Origin of the sequence: Gynuella sunshinyii YC6258, from assembly GCF_000940805.1 — a bacterium.
Classification (GTDB): domain Bacteria; phylum Pseudomonadota; class Gammaproteobacteria; order Pseudomonadales; family Natronospirillaceae; genus Gynuella; species Gynuella sunshinyii.
The window spans coordinates 2,702,599-2,720,146 of sequence record NZ_CP007142.1; the positions used below are offsets into that span (position 1 = coordinate 2,702,599).

14 protein-coding genes are annotated in these 17,548 nt (G+C 45.9%); 11 read left to right on the forward strand and 3 right to left on the reverse strand.

Translation table 11 applies throughout. The features are described from left to right. The first annotated feature begins 17 nt into the window (after window positions 1–17). Together eno and YC6258_RS11855 are read left to right on the forward strand one after the other, a co-directional pair. Complete coding sequence (gene eno, locus YC6258_RS11850) at window positions 18–1,313, forward strand: phosphopyruvate hydratase (RefSeq protein WP_044617181.1); 1,296 nt, start codon at window positions 18–20, stop codon at window positions 1,311–1,313. 129 nt (window positions 1,314–1,442) lie between these two features. Further along, window positions 1,443–2,105 carry an energy-coupling factor ABC transporter permease gene (locus tag YC6258_RS11855; protein WP_044617182.1) on the forward strand — a complete coding sequence of 221 codons (663 nt, stop codon included), beginning with the start codon at window positions 1,443–1,445 and terminating at the stop codon, window positions 2,103–2,105. A 16-nt stretch (window positions 2,106–2,121) separates the two neighbouring features. On the opposite strand, the gene dctP is transcribed toward YC6258_RS11855, so the two are convergent. Then, complete coding sequence (gene dctP, locus YC6258_RS11860; protein ID WP_169748959.1) at window positions 2,122–3,099, reverse strand: TRAP transporter substrate-binding protein DctP; 978 nt, start codon at window positions 3,097–3,099, stop codon at window positions 2,122–2,124. 334 nt (window positions 3,100–3,433) lie between these two features. Between dctP and YC6258_RS11865 the strand changes: the two genes are divergently transcribed. The 8 genes from YC6258_RS11865 to prpD all read left to right on the forward strand — a co-directional run bounded on the left by YC6258_RS11865 (window position 3,434) and on the right by prpD (window position 14,075). After that, window positions 3,434–5,647: a GGDEF/EAL domain-containing response regulator gene (locus YC6258_RS11865; RefSeq protein WP_044617183.1), complete on the forward strand. Its 2,214-nt coding sequence runs from the start codon at window positions 3,434–3,436 to the stop codon at window positions 5,645–5,647. 190 nt (window positions 5,648–5,837) lie between these two features. Further along, window positions 5,838–7,778, forward strand: a complete 1,941-nt coding sequence (locus YC6258_RS11870) for a sensor histidine kinase (protein ID WP_044617184.1) — start codon at window positions 5,838–5,840, stop codon at window positions 7,776–7,778. A 130-nt stretch (window positions 7,779–7,908) separates the two neighbouring features. Further along, window positions 7,909–8,571 (forward strand): HAD family hydrolase, encoded by a 663-nt coding sequence (locus tag YC6258_RS11875; protein WP_044617185.1) that lies wholly within the window; start codon window positions 7,909–7,911, stop codon window positions 8,569–8,571. A 38-nt stretch (window positions 8,572–8,609) separates the two neighbouring features. Further along, on the forward strand, window positions 8,610–9,578 hold the full coding sequence (locus YC6258_RS11880; protein ID WP_044617186.1) for a 2-hydroxyacid dehydrogenase: 969 nt from the start codon (window positions 8,610–8,612) through the stop codon (window positions 9,576–9,578). 273 nt (window positions 9,579–9,851) lie between these two features. Beyond that, window positions 9,852–10,529 (forward strand): GntR family transcriptional regulator, encoded by a 678-nt coding sequence (locus YC6258_RS11885; protein WP_044617187.1) that lies wholly within the window; start codon window positions 9,852–9,854, stop codon window positions 10,527–10,529. After that, entirely contained in the window at window positions 10,526–11,395 is an 870-nt protein-coding gene (prpB, locus tag YC6258_RS11890) for a methylisocitrate lyase (protein ID WP_044617188.1), read from the forward strand. The genes YC6258_RS11885 and prpB overlap by 4 nt, the downstream gene beginning before the upstream one ends. A gap of 56 nt (window positions 11,396–11,451) precedes the next feature. Continuing rightward, window positions 11,452–12,579, forward strand: coding sequence for a bifunctional 2-methylcitrate synthase/citrate synthase (gene prpC / locus YC6258_RS11895; protein ID WP_044617189.1), 1,128 nt, complete (start codon window positions 11,452–11,454; stop codon window positions 12,577–12,579). 11 nt (window positions 12,580–12,590) lie between these two features. Continuing rightward, complete coding sequence (prpD, locus tag YC6258_RS11900) at window positions 12,591–14,075, forward strand: 2-methylcitrate dehydratase (RefSeq protein ID WP_044617190.1); 1,485 nt, start codon at window positions 12,591–12,593, stop codon at window positions 14,073–14,075. A gap of 291 nt (window positions 14,076–14,366) precedes the next feature. Here prpD and YC6258_RS30245 read toward each other — a convergent pair whose 3' ends face one another. Next, on the reverse strand, window positions 14,367–14,537 hold the full coding sequence (locus tag YC6258_RS30245) for a hypothetical protein (RefSeq protein ID WP_169748960.1): 171 nt from the start codon (window positions 14,535–14,537) through the stop codon (window positions 14,367–14,369). A gap of 528 nt (window positions 14,538–15,065) precedes the next feature. On the opposite strand from YC6258_RS30245, the gene YC6258_RS11910 reads away from it, so the two are divergent. Then, a complete protein-coding gene (locus YC6258_RS11910) occupies window positions 15,066–15,428 on the forward strand; it encodes a hypothetical protein (RefSeq protein ID WP_144407622.1) in 363 nt (120 codons plus the stop codon). A gap of 153 nt (window positions 15,429–15,581) precedes the next feature. Here YC6258_RS11910 and YC6258_RS11915 read toward each other — a convergent pair whose 3' ends face one another. Next, window positions 15,582–17,294: an ABC-F family ATP-binding cassette domain-containing protein gene (locus YC6258_RS11915; protein WP_044617193.1), complete on the reverse strand. Its 1,713-nt coding sequence runs from the start codon at window positions 17,292–17,294 to the stop codon at window positions 15,582–15,584. Between the last annotated feature and the right edge of the window lie 254 nt (window positions 17,295–17,548).

Consider the following 17,548-nt stretch of genomic DNA (forward strand, 5'->3'; position numbering starts at 1 on the left):
ACACTGGAGAGTCAGCAATGACAAAAATCGTCGATATTAAAGCTCGTGAAGTACTTGATAGCCGTGGTAACCCCACCGTCGAGGCCGATGTTATCCTGGAATCCGGACATATAGGTTCTGCCTGTGCACCATCTGGAGCATCTACAGGTTCTCGTGAAGCGCTTGAACTGCGTGATGGTGACAAGAGTCGGTATCTGGGTAAAGGGGTGCTAACTGCGGTTGGTGCCGTTAACGGTCCTATCAAAGAAGCTTTACTGGGTAAAGATGCTGAAGATCAGGCGACTCTTGACCAGATCATGATCGACCTGGATGGTACTGAGAATAAATCCAAGTTCGGTGCCAACGCCATCCTGGCCGTATCTCTGGCCAATGCCAAAGCCGCTGCTCAAGCCAAAGGCGTCGCTCTGTACGAACACATCGCAGACCTGAATGGTACTCCTGGAGTATACAGCCTGCCGGTTCCCATGATGAACATCCTGAACGGTGGTGAGCATGCTGACAACAATGTCGACATTCAGGAGTTCATGATCCAGCCCGTTGGTGCACCGTCATTCAAAGAAGCATTGAGAATGGGTGCAGAAGTATTCCATTCACTGAAGAAAGTTCTGAGTGCCAAGGGCCTTAGTACTGCTGTAGGTGATGAAGGTGGTTTTGCGCCTAACCTGGAAAGCAATGCTGCTGCACTGGCGGCCATCAAAGAAGCTGTTGAAGCTGCGGGCTACAAGCTGGGTACTGATATCACTCTGGCGATGGACTGTGCCTCTTCTGAATTTTATGAAGATGGCAAATACAATATGAAAGGTGAAGGTAAAGTCTTCACTTCCAATGAGTTCAGTGATTACCTGGCTAAGCTTTGTGAAGAATACCCGATTGTATCTATCGAAGACGGTCAGGATGAGTCTGACTGGGATGGATTTGCATACCAGACCAAAGTACTGGGCGACAAAATCCAGCTGGTCGGTGATGACCTGTTTGTCACCAACACCAAGATCCTGAAAGAAGGTATCGAAAAAGGCATCGCCAACTCCATTCTGATTAAATTCAATCAGATTGGTTCTTTGTCAGAAACTCTGGCAGCCATCAAAATGGCTAAAGATGCCGGCTATACTGCTGTTATTTCTCACCGTTCCGGTGAAACAGAGGATGCGACCATTGCTGACTTGGCAGTGGGTACTGCTGCCGGTCAGATTAAAACTGGTTCTCTGTGTCGTTCTGACCGTGTTGCCAAGTACAACCAACTGCTCAGAATTGAAGAAGCATTGGGTGACAAAGCCGTTTACAATGGTCTGAAAGAAATCAAAGGTCAGGGTTAATATCCAGCTTGATCCTTGATCAGTAGTATCCAAAAAGCCCGACATTGTCGGGCTTTTTTATTTGCTATATGGTGTGAAAAACTTTAAAACAGTTTTTTCTAATTAATACACCTGGGATAGAGTTTCATTGTGAACATAACCGCTGATCTGTTTCCACCCATCTGGTATTGGTCATTTGATATTGCTTTTGCATTGTTGCTGCTGTTAGCGACAAACTTCCTCGAATGGAATGTTCTACGGGTTGATAGGGAGTTGCAGCATCGGTTTGGTCTGTCATTGGTGATTCTTGTCCTTATCTGGTCTATGCGGGCAGGTGTTTCTACAGGACTGGGCATTCATTTTTTTCTGGTCACTACGCTTCATCTGGTCTTTGGCTGGCAATTGGCAATGTACGCGGTGGCATTAGCTATGGTCGGGATGGTATGGATTGGTAAGGAGTCATGGCAGGGTATTGGCATTAACGGTTTTGTCAGTGGGGTGGTACCCATTCTTTGTACTTATAGCCTCTGGAGAATCCAGCGAAAAAGCCGGTTGAACAGCCCGTTTGCATTTATTTTTCTGGTTGCTTTTCTGGGGGCGATTGTCTCCGTGGTTGCTTCAGGAATATTAATGACTGCCATTTTTTTGGGGGCTGGTGTTTATGATCTTGAGCATATCGTTAGTCAGTTCTGGATATACGTCCCGTTAATTGCGCTGCCTGAAGCCATTCTGAATGGTATTTTTATAACCGGGATGATCGTGTTCAGACCCGAGTGGGTGAAGTTGTTTGACCAGAAAAAATACTTCAACTGACGATTGGTAACCGGGATCAATCGCCATGAGTCATAGTGCGCAGGTTGGTAAATAGTTTCTCAGGAATCAGACCTTGTTCGATAACCCGTTTCCATATGATCTTTGCCTGAGCTTTCAGTGTTTGAACTTCGCTGTCAGTAGGTTCGAGGATAGTGATTCCCAATTTGTCTAAAGCAGCCAATGCCTGGCTATTTTGGCGAACCATGATGTTGTCCAGCGTACTCAGTGATGCTTTTGTCAGGTTCATCATCACGGTTCGGTCTTGCTCGCTCAGGCTTTCCAGAGATCGTTGACTAATGACGAATACCCCGAACGAATAAACCACCGGAACATTGGTGAGATACTTCAGGCTATGATGCCATTGCAAGGTAATTACCGCCGCTGGTGGTGCTATCAGACCATCAATTGAACCAGTCTGTAGTGAGGTCGTTATTTCGGAAAGATTCAGATCTATAGCCTTGAGATTAAATTCGCTGGCGTAATACAACAACGCCGGATCTGCAGGTAGCCACAGTTTCTGTCGTTGTAGTTGATCCAGATTGACAACAGGCTCTTGAGTCATCGCGTAGGCCATGCCACCATCAATCAATCCTATTGCTTTAAAGCGGCTATCTTCGGCAAGCCTTAAAATATCCGCATCAAAGTCAGTGCGTGCTTTCAGAACCTGGTCAAAATTATCGAAGAAAAAAGGCAAACCATAAACACGTAACCCTGGAAACTCTTTGGTCCAGGCACTGCTTTGAGAAACAGTTGCGTCCAACTGGCCGATCATCATCTTACGTCTGATCGCTTCATCAGACCCCATGACTCCAGCCGGATAAATTTTCAGCTTAATTCTATTATCCGTCTGCTGACGTAACTCAGCATCCAGCGCTCTCAGGCTTTTTACAACTTCAGTACCTTCAGGATAAGCAGTTGCTATTTTTATTGTTGTGCCGAATGCACTGACAGACAGTAAAAGAGATAATAAAAGTAAGTATATTAATCTAATCATATAGATCATATTTTCATATTCGTATGACAAACTGATGAATGCCATGATTCAGACTGGCGTTTTTACATATGCTCTGTCAGCGACTCAAGTCTATGAATAATAAGGTTTTTCTCCCAGTAGTAGGAAAAAAGGATGAGTTGACCGGAACTGTCCTTCTGCTATGAATTATAGAATAACCAACTGATTGTATTCAGTTCACCGGTTACTTAATTTCAGTTTCGTGAATGATATTTTGTGTGGGTTTGGTTAGGCATGATGCGTCTGCAATTATGGTATAAGGCCCAGGTCGGTTGCATTGGTTGTTGACAATGTTTGAAGTATTCGGAGCCATGATATGACAAACTTGGAAAGAAAGTTTGAATTTGCTTCCAGTGATGATAATAGCAGACCTTCTGAGGACCCTGGTTGGAAAGTATTGACTGTAGAGGATGACGCAGTCTATCAGGCATCTCTGGTCTTCGCGTTACGATCCATGAAGGTTCAGCGTAAGGTGATCAGCTTACTGACCGCCCGATCAACCACGGAAGCCACTCGTATTATTTCCCGAAATCCGGATATAGCAGTGATATTGCTGGATGTCGTTATGGAGCATGACGAATCCGGTCTGACTCTGGTGAAAACGGTTCGCGAGCTTTTTGCCAATAGTGATGTCAGAATTATTTTGTTGACAGGTCAGCCTGGCATGGCACCGCAGAAAGACATCATGAGTCGGTATGATATTGATGATTACTGGTGTAAATCAGAACTGACCAATGATCATTTGCTTACCATCATTACCAGTAACATCCGCACCTGGAACTATCTGACAGAAATCAGAAAATCCACTACCGGCCTGCAACAGGTCATCAATGCCAGCAGACAACTGAACGGCACACGTGACGTTAACGAGTATCTTCAGACTATCCTGGCTCAGGTGGGTAATATCTTTAATATCGACAGCAGTTTGATTTGTGCTGTCGATGAAAGTACTCCGAATATTCAGCAAGCAAATGTTATGGTGGTGACGGGTAAGTTTGAAGATATAAAAAATAAAAACCTCGGTCAGATAAAACATGATTTGTTGCTTAAAGCCTGTAAACAGGTTTTGAATTCCAAGCATCACGTTTTTATTCCGGGTTATTCCATTCTGTATATTCGTTACAATGTTGAATTAGCCGAGTACATTGTCATTCTGAAGAATGAAAAACCATTGTCAAAACTGGATATACATCTGTTGCAGATATTTTTTGAAAACGTCAGTGTGGGTCTCGATAATATTTCTTTGTACGGTCAGTTGTTAAGGGTTGCTTACGAGGATTCAGTTCTGAAAATGCCAAACCGGAGCTGGTTGGCGAAAGAGATCGCTCGATTGAATGTCAACCAAACATATCAAGCAGAATTATTTGTTGTAGATGTGGATGACTTTGCAGAAATCAGTATTACATTTGGCAATGTATTTTGTGACCAACTCATGAAATGCGTTAGCGAGAAACTGCTTTCAAATGTTCCGGGCAGTGCCAATATTGCCAGGGTAGGGATCAGTGCTATCGGTGTCCTGGTAGATAGCGCATCCCATGTTGACTGGGCGTTTTTTGATAACCTCTTCTCATGCCCATTGACCATCGCAGGAACTGAGCATGCGGTTTCCATCACCGTTTCAAAGATCAATATGATGGAAACCAAAGGGTACTTTTCATCGGAACAGATTATCCGCAGAGCAGAGAGTCTGGTTGGCTTGTCGCGATTAAAAGGTGTTCATTATATTGAGAATAATGCTGACCTCGAAAAGCAGGTGGTATATCGACATTCCATGCTTGATGATTTAAGAAAGGCATTTCTGCAACAGCAGTTTTTTATTTTGTTACAACCTAAAGTAAGACTTACAGATGATCGTTTGGTTGGTTTTGAGTCGTTGGTCAGATGGCGTAAAACTGACGGTTCAGTAGTTGCCCCTGGTGATTTCATCCCACTTGCAGAAGCATCTGGTTTGATTGGTAAGCTGGATAACCAGGTTTTGCGACTAACCTGTGAAGCGGTAAAATATCTGAATGCCCATGATATTTATGCACCAGTATCATTTAACGCGTGCTCTTCGGAACTCATGAATTCGAGTTATATTATGAATTTAACTCAGATAATTCGTGAGTATGATGTCGATCCAAGATACCTGGAGCTTGAAGTGACTGAGTCTCAGGCAGCACCAGAATATCAGAGAATATCCGGTGCCCTTGAAGGCATTATGGCGCTAGGGATGGATGTCAGTATCGATGATTTTGGTACCGGATATTCTTCACTTGCTCATATCACCGATTTAAAGGCCACCACTCTAAAAATAGATCGAACGTTTGTTACTCGTCTGAATACATCACATGAACACAATTACGTCATTGATATGATTTTGGATCTGGGAAATCAGCTGGGTTTTAAAGTCATTGCTGAAGGTGTTGAAACGGAAGAGCAGAAACAGCAATTGCTGCAAAAGGGATGTCAGTATGGTCAGGGATACCTTTTTGCCAAACCGCTAACATTGGACGAAGCCGTTTTATTTTCTTCCGTTCATGCCAAATAACCGGCTGAAGGAAAATATCAGCTGTCTTTTCAGGATGTATGCTAGGCTGATATTTGATAAGGCATTCTAACTTCCGGTAGTTCAGTCGCAGTCGTCTGAAGGATAGGAAAGAGCATCATTCTATCATTTTAATCCTCATGAACCTTGGCTGGCTTTGTTCGGCACATATTTCTGTGGAAGGAATAATGATATGACGACCTCGCGAGCAAAAGAGCAACATGCCATCGTATTTAAGAATATGGTACCGCGGTTGGTTTTGTTGTTGGTCTTGACGATTCTTGTTGGTGTTTTGGGAATGACCGAGTTTATCAGATTTAAGATTTCACCGATTGAAGAGGCTCAGGTGAGATCCGTGTCTCGGTCGATTTCCATGATGAATCGTGAAATAGGTTATATCCGTAATCTGATCCTGTTGTTGAAAAACAGCTCTGAAATACGAGCCGGGCTTGCATTAGACAGAGAGATTGATACTGCATTGCTACAGCAGTTTTTTATTTATTTTGCTGAGTCCTCAAACAATGTTTCCCAGGTAAGATGGATTGATATGAAAGGTAATGAACGGGTGCGCGTTAACCTGGTTGGGCAGGAAGCGAGTGTCGTTCATGAAGAAGATCTGCAGAACAAAAGCGATCGGTATTATTTCCAGAAAGCCATTGTTGCTGGTGATTCTGTTTATATCTCGCCGATAGATCTGAATATTGAAGGGGGGACAATTGTGTACCCTTATGAACCCACCATTCGAGCGACTATTTTGACGCAGAACAGTGAAGGTTTACAAGACGGTGTATTGGTAATGAACTTTCAATTAACGGACTTGTTTTCCGATTTACGAACAATGGGGAATGATAGGCAGCATCTTGAGGTACTAAATTCCGATGGATATTGGTTGTTGGCAGATAATCCAGAGCTGGAATGGGGTTTTCAGTTAGGCCATCCGGATAACAATGTCAGAACTCTCAGGCCGGGGGTATGGCATCACATGATGCAGTCATACAGCTCAACAGGAATAACAGCCGATAATTCCTTGGTCAGCTATATGTTCCTGTCGCTTGACACGAATGATGGTCTGGTGGTTTCAGATCTTAACCGGATAATTATTGCTGCAGTAACCGATCAGGGTGTCTTGGCATCAGTCAATCGTGCGGTTTCCATTCCATTCATTGCCGGTTGTCTGCTTGTGTATCTGGTCGGTTTTATGATTATACGATCGTTGACTGTTGCAGAGATGGATCGCCAATTTTATACCCAGGCATTGCAGAATGAAAAAGAAGAACTGCAAAAAGCATTGGAAAAAATCAAGCAGTCTCATGAGCGTCTCGGTATTCTTCAGGATGAACTGGTGGAAGCACGCAAACTCTCTGCTCTAGGACTGATCGTTGCCGGAGTTGCTCATGAACTGAATACCCCCAATGGAGGAGCATTGATTGCGGTTTCGGCATTGCAGTCACAGTTGAATGAATTGAAACAAAATATTTTGGAGGGATTAACTCAGCGGCAGATGGAGGCTTTTATTGAAAACCTGGAACAGGGCCTTCAATTGGCTGAAAAAAACCTGCGTCGTGCCGGTGAATTGATCAGCAGCTTCAAACGCCTTGCAGTAGATCGTAATCAGGAGATTCTGGTTAAGTTCAACTTGATTGAGTGTATTCGCGATTTGATTCATACCGTTGAGCCAAGGCTCAAAGACGGGCGAATAAAGATAACTGTTGATCTACCGGATACACTGCAGCTCAACAGTTTTCCCGGTATAATATCGCAAGTGCTCCAGAACCTGATCGATAACGCTATTTATCATGGTTTTTCCGACAGAGAGAGCGGCATTGTTTCTGTTTCCGCATCTTTGGTCCACCAGGGTCGACAGGTATGTCTCCATGTTGTCGATAACGGCAAAGGTATTGACCCAGAGATTCGCACAAGAATATTTGATCCGTTTGTCACTTCCGGGCGGGGCCATGGGCACACTGGTTTAGGTTTGTATCTGATTCATCAGTGGGTACATGGAGTGCTCAAGGGCAGTATCAAAATAGAACCAAACATTGGTCATGGCACCTGTGTAACCATTATTTTACCGGTTGATATTGAGTCATCGACCTCTGGTTCGGAGGCTCTGGAACTGACTGTCAGTGACTGATATTCATTTCAACGCATTGTTGTAAACTAACTGGCAGAGATTTCAAAGGGATGCTGCAATGCTCAGGATTCTGATCATATCCGGCTAAAAAAATGGCACTAAAGGGGGTTTATCCAAATGACCGTTTTGTATGAAAACTATATTGTTTGATCTGGATAATACGCTTACTCATCGCGAACAGACGATTCGAAATTATACCAGAGTCTTTTTTTCTGATTACGCTCATCAGCTAATTACCGGTCTCGATCCTATATGGCTGGCGGACAAAATAGTCACTCTTGATGAAGGTGGGTACTCCGGGCACAGGGAGCGTTCGTTCACACTGGCGATGCTCGATATCTGGCGTACAAGGCCGGATGCCAATGATCTCCTGGAGCACTGGCTTTCCTGGGTGCCTGCTCATCCGGTCATGATGCCCGGCCTGTATCACGTTCTCAACAAACTTAAACATTGGCAATATACCCTTGGTATCGTTACCAATGGTGCTCAGAGTATTCAGCAGGCAAAAATCTGCGCATTGAAAATTGAGCAGTATTTCGATGTGATACTGACTTCAGAAGCGGCTGGTATGAGTAAGCCTGACTCTGGGATTTTTTTAGCGGCGCTGTCTGTTCTTCAATGTCAGGCAACTGATGCGATATATGTGGGCGATCATCCCATCAATGACTATCAGGGAGCGATGGACTGCGGGATGAAAGCGATCTGGTTTCGCGGGTTTCATATCTGGCCACAGAATCTTGCTCCTCCACAAAGCTATATCGATCATTTGGAACATCTGTTGGATAAGGTTTAACATGGTCCGGGTGAATTATCAGCATGGACAAGTTGACTATGAAAAATGTTTATGTCACCCGTTGTATTCCTCAGGTGGGAATTGATCTGCTATCACAACATTTCCACGTACGTTCTAATCAGCAGCCCCGAAAACTGACGCGCCAGGAACTACTGGACGGTATAAAAGGTGTTGATGGAGTGCTGACTTCTGGAACGGACAAAATTGATGCGGAGCTGATGGATTTAAATCCGGGAATCCGATGCTTTTCCAACTATGCCGTTGGGTTTGACAATATGGATGTTGCTGCTGCCACTCAGCGCCGGGTATTGTGTACCAATACTCCCGATGTCCTTAATGATTCTACTGCCGAAATGGCCTGGGCTTTGTTGATGGCAGTCGCGCGCAGAGTTGTAGAATCGGATCGTATTATGCGTACGCGCCAATGGACAGGGTGGGAGCCACAGGAATTTCTTGGCGGTGATATTACTGGTAAAACCCTCGGTATCATTGGTGCCGGCCGGATTGGCACATCAATCGCCATGAAATCCCGTGGTTTTGATATGCAGATATTATACAGCGGGCGCCGTAACAATTCTGAGCTGGACGCAAAGCTCAATGCCCGCTTTGTGGACATGGATACACTATTGCAATCATCCGACTTTGTCAGTCTGAGTGTTGCTCTCAATGCTCAGACATATCATCTGATTGGTGCGCGTGAGTTGGCGTTGATGAAGCCGACAGCCTATCTCATCAATACCGCAAGAGGACCTGTGGTTGATGAAGCGGCGCTGGTTCAGGCTCTCAAAAGCAAGCAGATTGCCGGGGCGGGATTGGATGTCTATGAATTTGAGCCGGATATGGTTGAGGGACTGGAATTACTCGAAAATACGGTATTAACAACCCATATTGGTTCAGCCACTTATGCTACGAGGAATGCCATGGCCGTTAAGGCCGCAACTAACCTGATTGCTGCGTTGAAGGGGGAAATGCCACCGGATTGCCTGAATCCACAGGTGTTTGATTAATACTCTGATCACTCTACTGTTAAACCTGCCGACTTAAATAGAGCTGTATGATGACAGCTCTATTTTGATCTTGTAGAACTTTTTTCAGTTCTTAATTCCTCCTTTCAAAGACTTCGTTCAGCCAATCGCACTGCGCTTGACTGTCTTCTTTCTGGCGGGTACTCAAAAATCTATATCAAGCACTATAAAACCAAAGTTGTAGACAATTGAGGTTGTTTTTTCATGTATTAGTCGATATTTTAGCTGTCGATTTCATAAATTGTAGACAATTTAATGTCGCAGCATATTGAAGAAAACGTAGGATCGAGAGCCAGTCAGGTATTTGTGCAATTGCAGGAAGCAATCGTCAGGGGTGAGATCAAAGCCGGGACCAAGCTTCGGGAAGCCGATTTGAGTCAGGAATACGGTATTTCCCGGGCTCCGCTGCGTGAAGCCCTGAATCGCCTTGAAAGTTTAAAGCTGGTTGTCAAAGTGCCACATGTCGGGGCCCAGGTTGTAAACCTGACTGCCCGGGAAGTTCAGGAAATCTATTTGATTCGTGAAAACCTGGAAGCTTTGGCGTGCCGTCTGGCAGCTGTGGAAATGACACAGACCGAGCTGGATGAACTGAAGCAGCTGTTACATCAGCATGAACAATATATTCAGGACCAGTCCGGCAGTCGTTATTTGTTGCAACAGGATGACCTGGATTTTCATTACTGCATTATTCAGGGCAGTCGTAACCAGATGCTGGTGAACCTTTTATGCAATGAACTTTATCAGCTGGTTCGGATGATTCGACACAGCGGTATATTAGTACGTAATACACCAGCCAAAGCGTTACAGGAACACTGGCGTATCTATGAAGCACTCAGTCAACGTGATGGCGAACTGGCTGCCATGTTGATGCAAAGACACATTTCGCGGGCACGTCAGAGTGCTCATCTCATTCAGGTGGAGGATCAGGTATGAAATCAGCAGGATCAAGGTTCAGAGCCGCACTCGAACACAATCAGCCCTTACAGATCGTCGGTACCATCAATGCGTACACAGCTTTGATGGCCGAAAAAGTGGGACACCAGGCAATTTATCTGTCCGGTGCTGGTGTCGCAAATGCCTCATATGGATTACCGGATCTGGGTATGACCAGCCTGGAAAATGTGTTGGAGGATGCCCGCCGAATTACTGCAATCACAGAGACTCCGCTGCTGGTTGATATTGATACCGGGTGGGGTGGAGCATTCAACATCGCCCGGACCGTTAAAGAAATGATTCGTGCGGGCGTGGCGGCGGTTCATCTCGAAGATCAGGTACAGCAAAAACGATGTGGTCACAGGCCTAATAAGCAAATCGTTTCCAAAGCAGAAATGGTCGATCGGATCAAGGCTGCCACCGACGCCAGAACCGATGCTGGTTTTTTCATTATTGCCCGGACCGACGCGTTTGCTCAGGAAGGTCTCGAAGCAGCAATCGAAAGAGCCACAGCCTGTGTGGAGGCCGGAGCCGATGGCATATTTGCAGAGGCTGTTCATTCACTCGAGGACTATCAGGCATTTTCAGAAGCATTGTCGGTACCGGTGTTGGCCAATATGACTGAATTTGGCCAAACCCCTTTGTTTACCCTGACAGAATTACACCGGGCCGGAGTGGCCATGGCGCTTTATCCCTTAAGCGCTTTCAGAGCCATGAATGCTGCGGCATTGAAAGTGTATCAATGTCTGCTGACGAATGGGGATCAGAAAGACGTGGTTGCGGATATGCAAACCCGGTCTGAGTTGTACGAATTTCTAAATTATCATGATTACGAAAATAAGTTGGATGAGTTGTTTAAACAATAACAATCAAGGCTGGTCAGAACGATTGCCAGCAACACTGATCAAACAGGAGTGCAACGATGGTTGATAAAAAAATAGGAGGTGCCGGTCTACGTGGACAGGTTGCCGGTGAAACTGCATTGTGTACGGTCGGTCAGGAAGGCAGTGGGCTGACTTATCGCGGTTACGATATTTCTGACCTTGCAGATCATGCTGAATTTGAAGAAGTTGCGTATTTATTGCAGTACGGCAAATTACCTAACAGATCTGAGTATGACAACTACCTATCCAGACTTAAAAGCAAACGGTGCTTACCGGTCGAGCTGAAAGAAGTGCTTGAAAAAATTCCAACCAACTCCCACCCCATGGATGTAATGAGAACCGGTGTTTCGGTATTGGGAAATCTGGAAGAAGAAGCATCATTTTCCGAACAGGATGATCATATTGAGCGCATGGTGGCAGCGTTGCCGGGTATTATCTGTTACTGGTATCAGTTCTGTTACCATGGTCGCAGAATTGAAACAGATTCCGATGAATCTTCGATTGGCGCCCATTTTCTTGCCATGCTTACCGGAAAGTCGGTTAATCCGTTGTTTGCCAAGGCCATGCATGCGTCATTAATTCTTTATGCTGAGCATGAATTCAATGCCTCCACGTTTGCGGCCCGGGTTTGCGCATCCACACTTAGTGATATTCATTCCTGCGTGACAGCGGCAATCGGCACTCTGCGGGGGCCTCTGCATGGTGGTGCCAATGAAGCGGCGATGGCCATGATCGAAAAATTCCGTGATCCTGATGACGCCGAGCAAAGCCTGATGGGGATGCTCGCCCGAAAAGAAAAGATTATGGGTTTTGGTCATGCGGTCTATCGTGAATCCGATCCTCGGAATGCGGTCATCAAAAAATGGTCAGATAAACTGGCTGATGAGTATGGTGATCGTTCGTTATTTGAAATTTCACAGCGCTGCGAAGAAGTGATGTGGAGAGAGAAAAAATTATTCTGTAATGCGGACTTTTTCCATGCATCGGCCTATCACTTCATGGGAATTCCGACACCGCTGTTTACTCCTATCTTTGTGATGAGCAGGGTGACGGGGTGGACGGCTCATGTGAAAGAGCAGCGTGCCAATAACCGGATTATCCGACCCAGCGCAGAATATACCGGCCCGAATTTACAGACTTATCAACCCATTGAAGAACGTGACTAGGAAATAGCCGAATGAGTGCCAACGTCGATTTAAACAACCGCCCTGATTATGATCAGGAGTTGCAGGATATCGCGGATTATGTCCTGAACTTTAGTATACAAAGTGCAGAAGCCATGGACACTGCCCGTAACTGTTTGATGGATACCCTTGGGTGTGGTCTGCTGGCCCTACGATTTCCGGAGTGCACTAAGCATCTCGGGCCGATAGTGGAGGGGACAATTGTACCTAACGGTGCACGCGTACCAGGTACCCAGTTACGGTTGGATCCGGTCAAAGCGGCCTGGGACATCGGCTGTATCATTCGTTGGCTGGACTATAACGACACCTGGTTGGCGGCAGAGTGGGGTCACCCATCAGACAATCTTGGGGGAATTTTAGCGGTTGCTGATTACCTTTCGCAAAAATATATCAGCCAGGGAAAAGCACCTCTAAAAATGCAACAGGTACTGGAGGCCATGATTATGGCTCATGAAATCCAGGGGGTACTGGCATTGGATAATTCCTTTAATCGGGTGGGACTGGATCATGTCGTTCTGGTGAAAGTCGCATCGACGGCCGTCATTGCTAAAATGCATGGTGCCAGTCGTGAGCAACTGCTCAGTGCGCTGAGTCACGCATGGGTTGATGGTCAGAGTCTGAGAACTTATCGTCATGCGCCTAATGCGGGGTCACGTAAAAGCTGGGCTGCCGGAGATGCAACATCCAGAGCTGTGCGGTTGGTGGATATTGCCATGCGTGGTGAAATGGGTATCCCGGGTGTATTGTCGGCTCCACAGTGGGGTTTCTACGACATATTGTTCAGCAAGACGAATAAGGATCAGCAGTTGAAACCGGAGAATGAACGTCGTTTTTCAATGCAGAGGTCTTACGATACTTATGTGATGGAAAATGTGTTGTTTAAGATTTCGTTCCCGGCCGAGTTTCATTCACAAACGGCCTGTGAAGCTGCAGTGACTCTGCATCCCCAGGTTAAAAACCGGCTTGATGATATCGAAAAAATCGTGATTACCACACATGAGTCGGCGATCCGGATTATCTCCAAAGTGGGTCCACTGTCGAACCCGGCAGATCGTGATCACTGTATTCAGTATATGACGGCGGTGCCGCTGGCCTTTGGAGATCTGGTTGCCGAGCATTATGAAGATGAGTTCCATAACAGCCATCCAATCATTGATACATTGCGTGAGAAAATGGAAATCGTCGAAGACGAACGTTATAGCCGCGAATATCACGATCCGGACAAACGCAGTATCGCTAATGCCATTCAGGTATTTTTTAAAGATGGCAGCTGTACTGAAAAAGTGGAAGTCGAATATCCGATTGGACACAGAAGACGTCGGGCAGAAGGAATTCCCGTTCTGGAGACCAAGTTCAAACGTAATCTGGCTACCCGCTTTCCGGTGTCGCGCGTGAATCAAATCTTTGATCTGTGTAAAGACAGTAAAGCGCTGAGTCAGACAGCGGTCAACGAGTTTATGGATTTGTTTGTCATATAGCTCAATCTTTGTCCGCCATTGTGCATCAGGTGCTTCCTGATGCACTTTCCAAGTTTCCTCTTCCTTATAGCCGCAGTCACCCATATAAATTATCAAGCCAACTGAGTTTATCTGACAGATATTTCATTGAACGCGACTTACACTTGTATGAACCTGATCATGAGTTTGAGGCGGACTTCGTATTTCCGGTCCCTCGTTGAACTGCCTGGCGCTGCGTCTGGACGGTTCTGCAAACCCGGCATACATGTTCCTGGTGCCCGAGTGGACGGTTTGTTATTGAGACGGTGCGGCTCAACTGAATAGCATATCTGCAACTATTGGATTCTTTTTTTGACAGAACGGCTCAAACAGCAGATATTTCACGCTGCCTCCACCAATTACAGGAAAGATATGAAGTTGTTGTTCATCTTCGGAAAGCCATGCTGCAGAATATTGTCTATAATGAATAAGTGGTTTGACCATGTATCATCCTAACCTTTACGAGGCCCTTGTCTCAGATGTAGCAGGCATGGAGAAATCAGTTTCAGTTCGCCAGATAGTCGTTTATTGAGAGAAAAAACGGTTATTGTACAACCTGGTGAATGCCCTCATCGGGATTATGATGTTGTCGTTACTGTTGCCGGCTATAACGGTTTCTAAGGTTACGATTTGGATAATGGTTATCAGTTATGGATTGAGTGCCAATATCTGTTATTCCATTGGGGCCTATTTAAACGTTGTGATGGCTGTGTTCCGGCCTACCGATACCGGGATATGGAAACCGCTGTTTTATTTTGGTTTTGTGATATCTATCCTGTTAACTGTATTGCTGGGAGGCGCTTTCAGTTTTCGTGGAATATAGTGTGCGATGAAGTACAAAAAATGATGCTGTTTCACTATCAGAGAACGCGCAGGCGCAATGCTCTGACTGTTGCCATAATTCTCCTCTTAATGCCGGTTTTTTTGGGGGCTCTTGGATATATTGCTGAGAGCCAAAGTCAGTTTCTGGAAATGTATCTGATAACGAAACATGTGCTGGCGGCCATTGCGGTGATCCTGCTGGGATTGTTTGTCTGGTTGATGGTCAGTCCGGCAAAGTTCGAAATATACGTCACAGACTCTGAGTTTTATTGTCACCATCCCTTGTATTCAGAGTGGTGTTTTCGCGTCCATCCCAGAGAGATCAATCGGATTGAACATAATCTGGGATATGGCCATGAGCCTAATGCAACCATTGTAATGGTACTGAATAATAACCAACGGTATCAGGTCTGTATGACTTACGGGTACTCCCGCAAACGGTTGTATGAAGCGCTTAAAAGCGCCAATCCACATATTCGCTTACCGGAAAATATCAACCGGTTCAGCCATTAAATGGCTGAACAGGGTAAGTTAAGTCGTTCTGGATGATATCGACGAGAAAGTCAGGACAAAACCTGTGGCCAACTCGTCGGGAGCAGATGTTTAACGCTGCATTATTAATCCGGCGAACATCTATACCGGTTTAATTGCAACGTTGGTAACGATTCAACGCTCCAGCTGTTGCCAGAGTTCCGCTATCCGGCTTTGCCACTGCTGTTGCTTTTCCGGTTTTTGGAATCGGGGCTTTCGCTGTTTATCCTCCTTGAGTAACGTTTCCAATTGTTCAATTTCCATCAGCATATTCTCTTCGTCCTTTGGCTCATCAATTATCTTGGAGTGTCTGCTAAAAGGCTCGTGATGTGTTTGCTGCAGACCTTGGTAGAAGATCTCAGGGTCATGAATTTCCCGTAATATTCCGTTCTCTATCAGCCAGTAACGGTTGGCCACTGCTTCCAGAAACAAGCGATCATGACTGGTGAGCAGTAATGTTGCACCAGAATCCACAAGCTGTTGTTCCAGTTGTTCTCTGCCATCCAGGTCAATATGGTTAGTGGGCTCATCCAGAATGATGAAGTTGGGCTGTTGCAACTGCATGAGCATGAACATCATTCTCGCCTGTTCACCGCCGCTGAGCTGAACGCATCGCTGGTTGAGGTGTTGATAAGGGATACCTGCAGAAATCAGTGTTTGTCTGATCTGTTCATCTGTACCTGGGGCTCGTTGACGCAACCATTCAAACCGGCTCTCGGGTAGCTGGAAATTGTTTAACTCCTGATCATAATAGAAAACGGCGGTACCAGGGTTGAAACGTATCGTGTCATTGGCAGGTTCACGGTATTGGGTCATCCAGGCATTGAGAGTTGACGATTTTCCGACGCCATTCCTTCCGAGCAGAGCAATGCGGTCTCCAGGTCGTATAGTCAGATACTCACAGTGAACCAAGGGCGGCTGGTCGATTGAGTGACGTATGTTCATCTGTTCCAGAATCAACATGGTTTTTGCCTGTAGCTGTTGACTGTCGAGCTTCAACGTCAACCCACTGCCTTGACTGACGGCAGTCAGGTTCTCTTGCAGGCGTTCGACGCGTCGCTCCATGGTCTTCGCTTTACGGGAGAGGTCTTCGTTATCATAATCCCGCCCCCAGCGTGCCAGTCGATTGGCGCTGATTTTGATACGTTTGATTTCCCGCTCTTCGCTCTCACGTTTTTGTCGGGCGACCACATCGGCTTGTTGCAGTTTTTCTTTGGCGTGGGAAAAAGGCAGATCAAACGAGTAGCTGCGTCCATCCCTTAAAAAGATCGTTTTGTTGCAACAGTCGTTGAGTAGTTGTCGATCGTGGGACACCATGATGAAGCTGATATGTTGCTGGGTTTGCAGAAAACCTGTCAGGTTGGCCAGAGCCAAAACGTCCATATGGTTGCCTGGCTCATCCATAAGTAACAGCTCAGGCTCATTGATGATGGCGCGAGCGAACAAAACCAGATTTTTCTGGCCGCCACTAAGTGTTTTGACCAGAGACGTACATTGCGACGGTTGAAATCCCAGGTTGCTCAACAGTGTTTCGACCCGGTATTTTTCATACAGCTGTTTTTCGGGCTCAAGGCTCTGGAGAATGGAGTCCAGCAGTGTCATTTCGAGAAGCTGTTCTGGAACAAACTGTTCCACCCAGGAAATCTTCACGCCACGGGCACGGATGACCTCGCCGCTGTCTGGTTCCTGTGTGCCGTACAGCAGTGCAAATAAAGTACTTTTACCGCAGCCATTGTGGCCAACCAGACCTATTTTGTCTCCGGAATGGATATTCAGATTAAGGGATTCGAACAGCATCCTGCCGCCAATGGAGCAAGATAGATTATGAGTATGTAATAAAGTTGCCATGGTTCAGTCCTGTGCTTAATGAATAAACAAGCACCGGCCCGACCGGACAGGCAAAATGGATAGCTGTGTATACCAGTCCGACAGGCTCAGCGCCGTGAGGCGAAAGAGGACTGGTGGCTAGCTCCAGAGAGAACTTGTGTTGTGCCCAGATAAACTCTGGGAAGCGAACACAGTAACATGGGGCCTCCTTATCAAATAGGTGAATGGACGTCCGGAATGTATCATGGGTAATAGTTGAAGGGAATCATGGTATT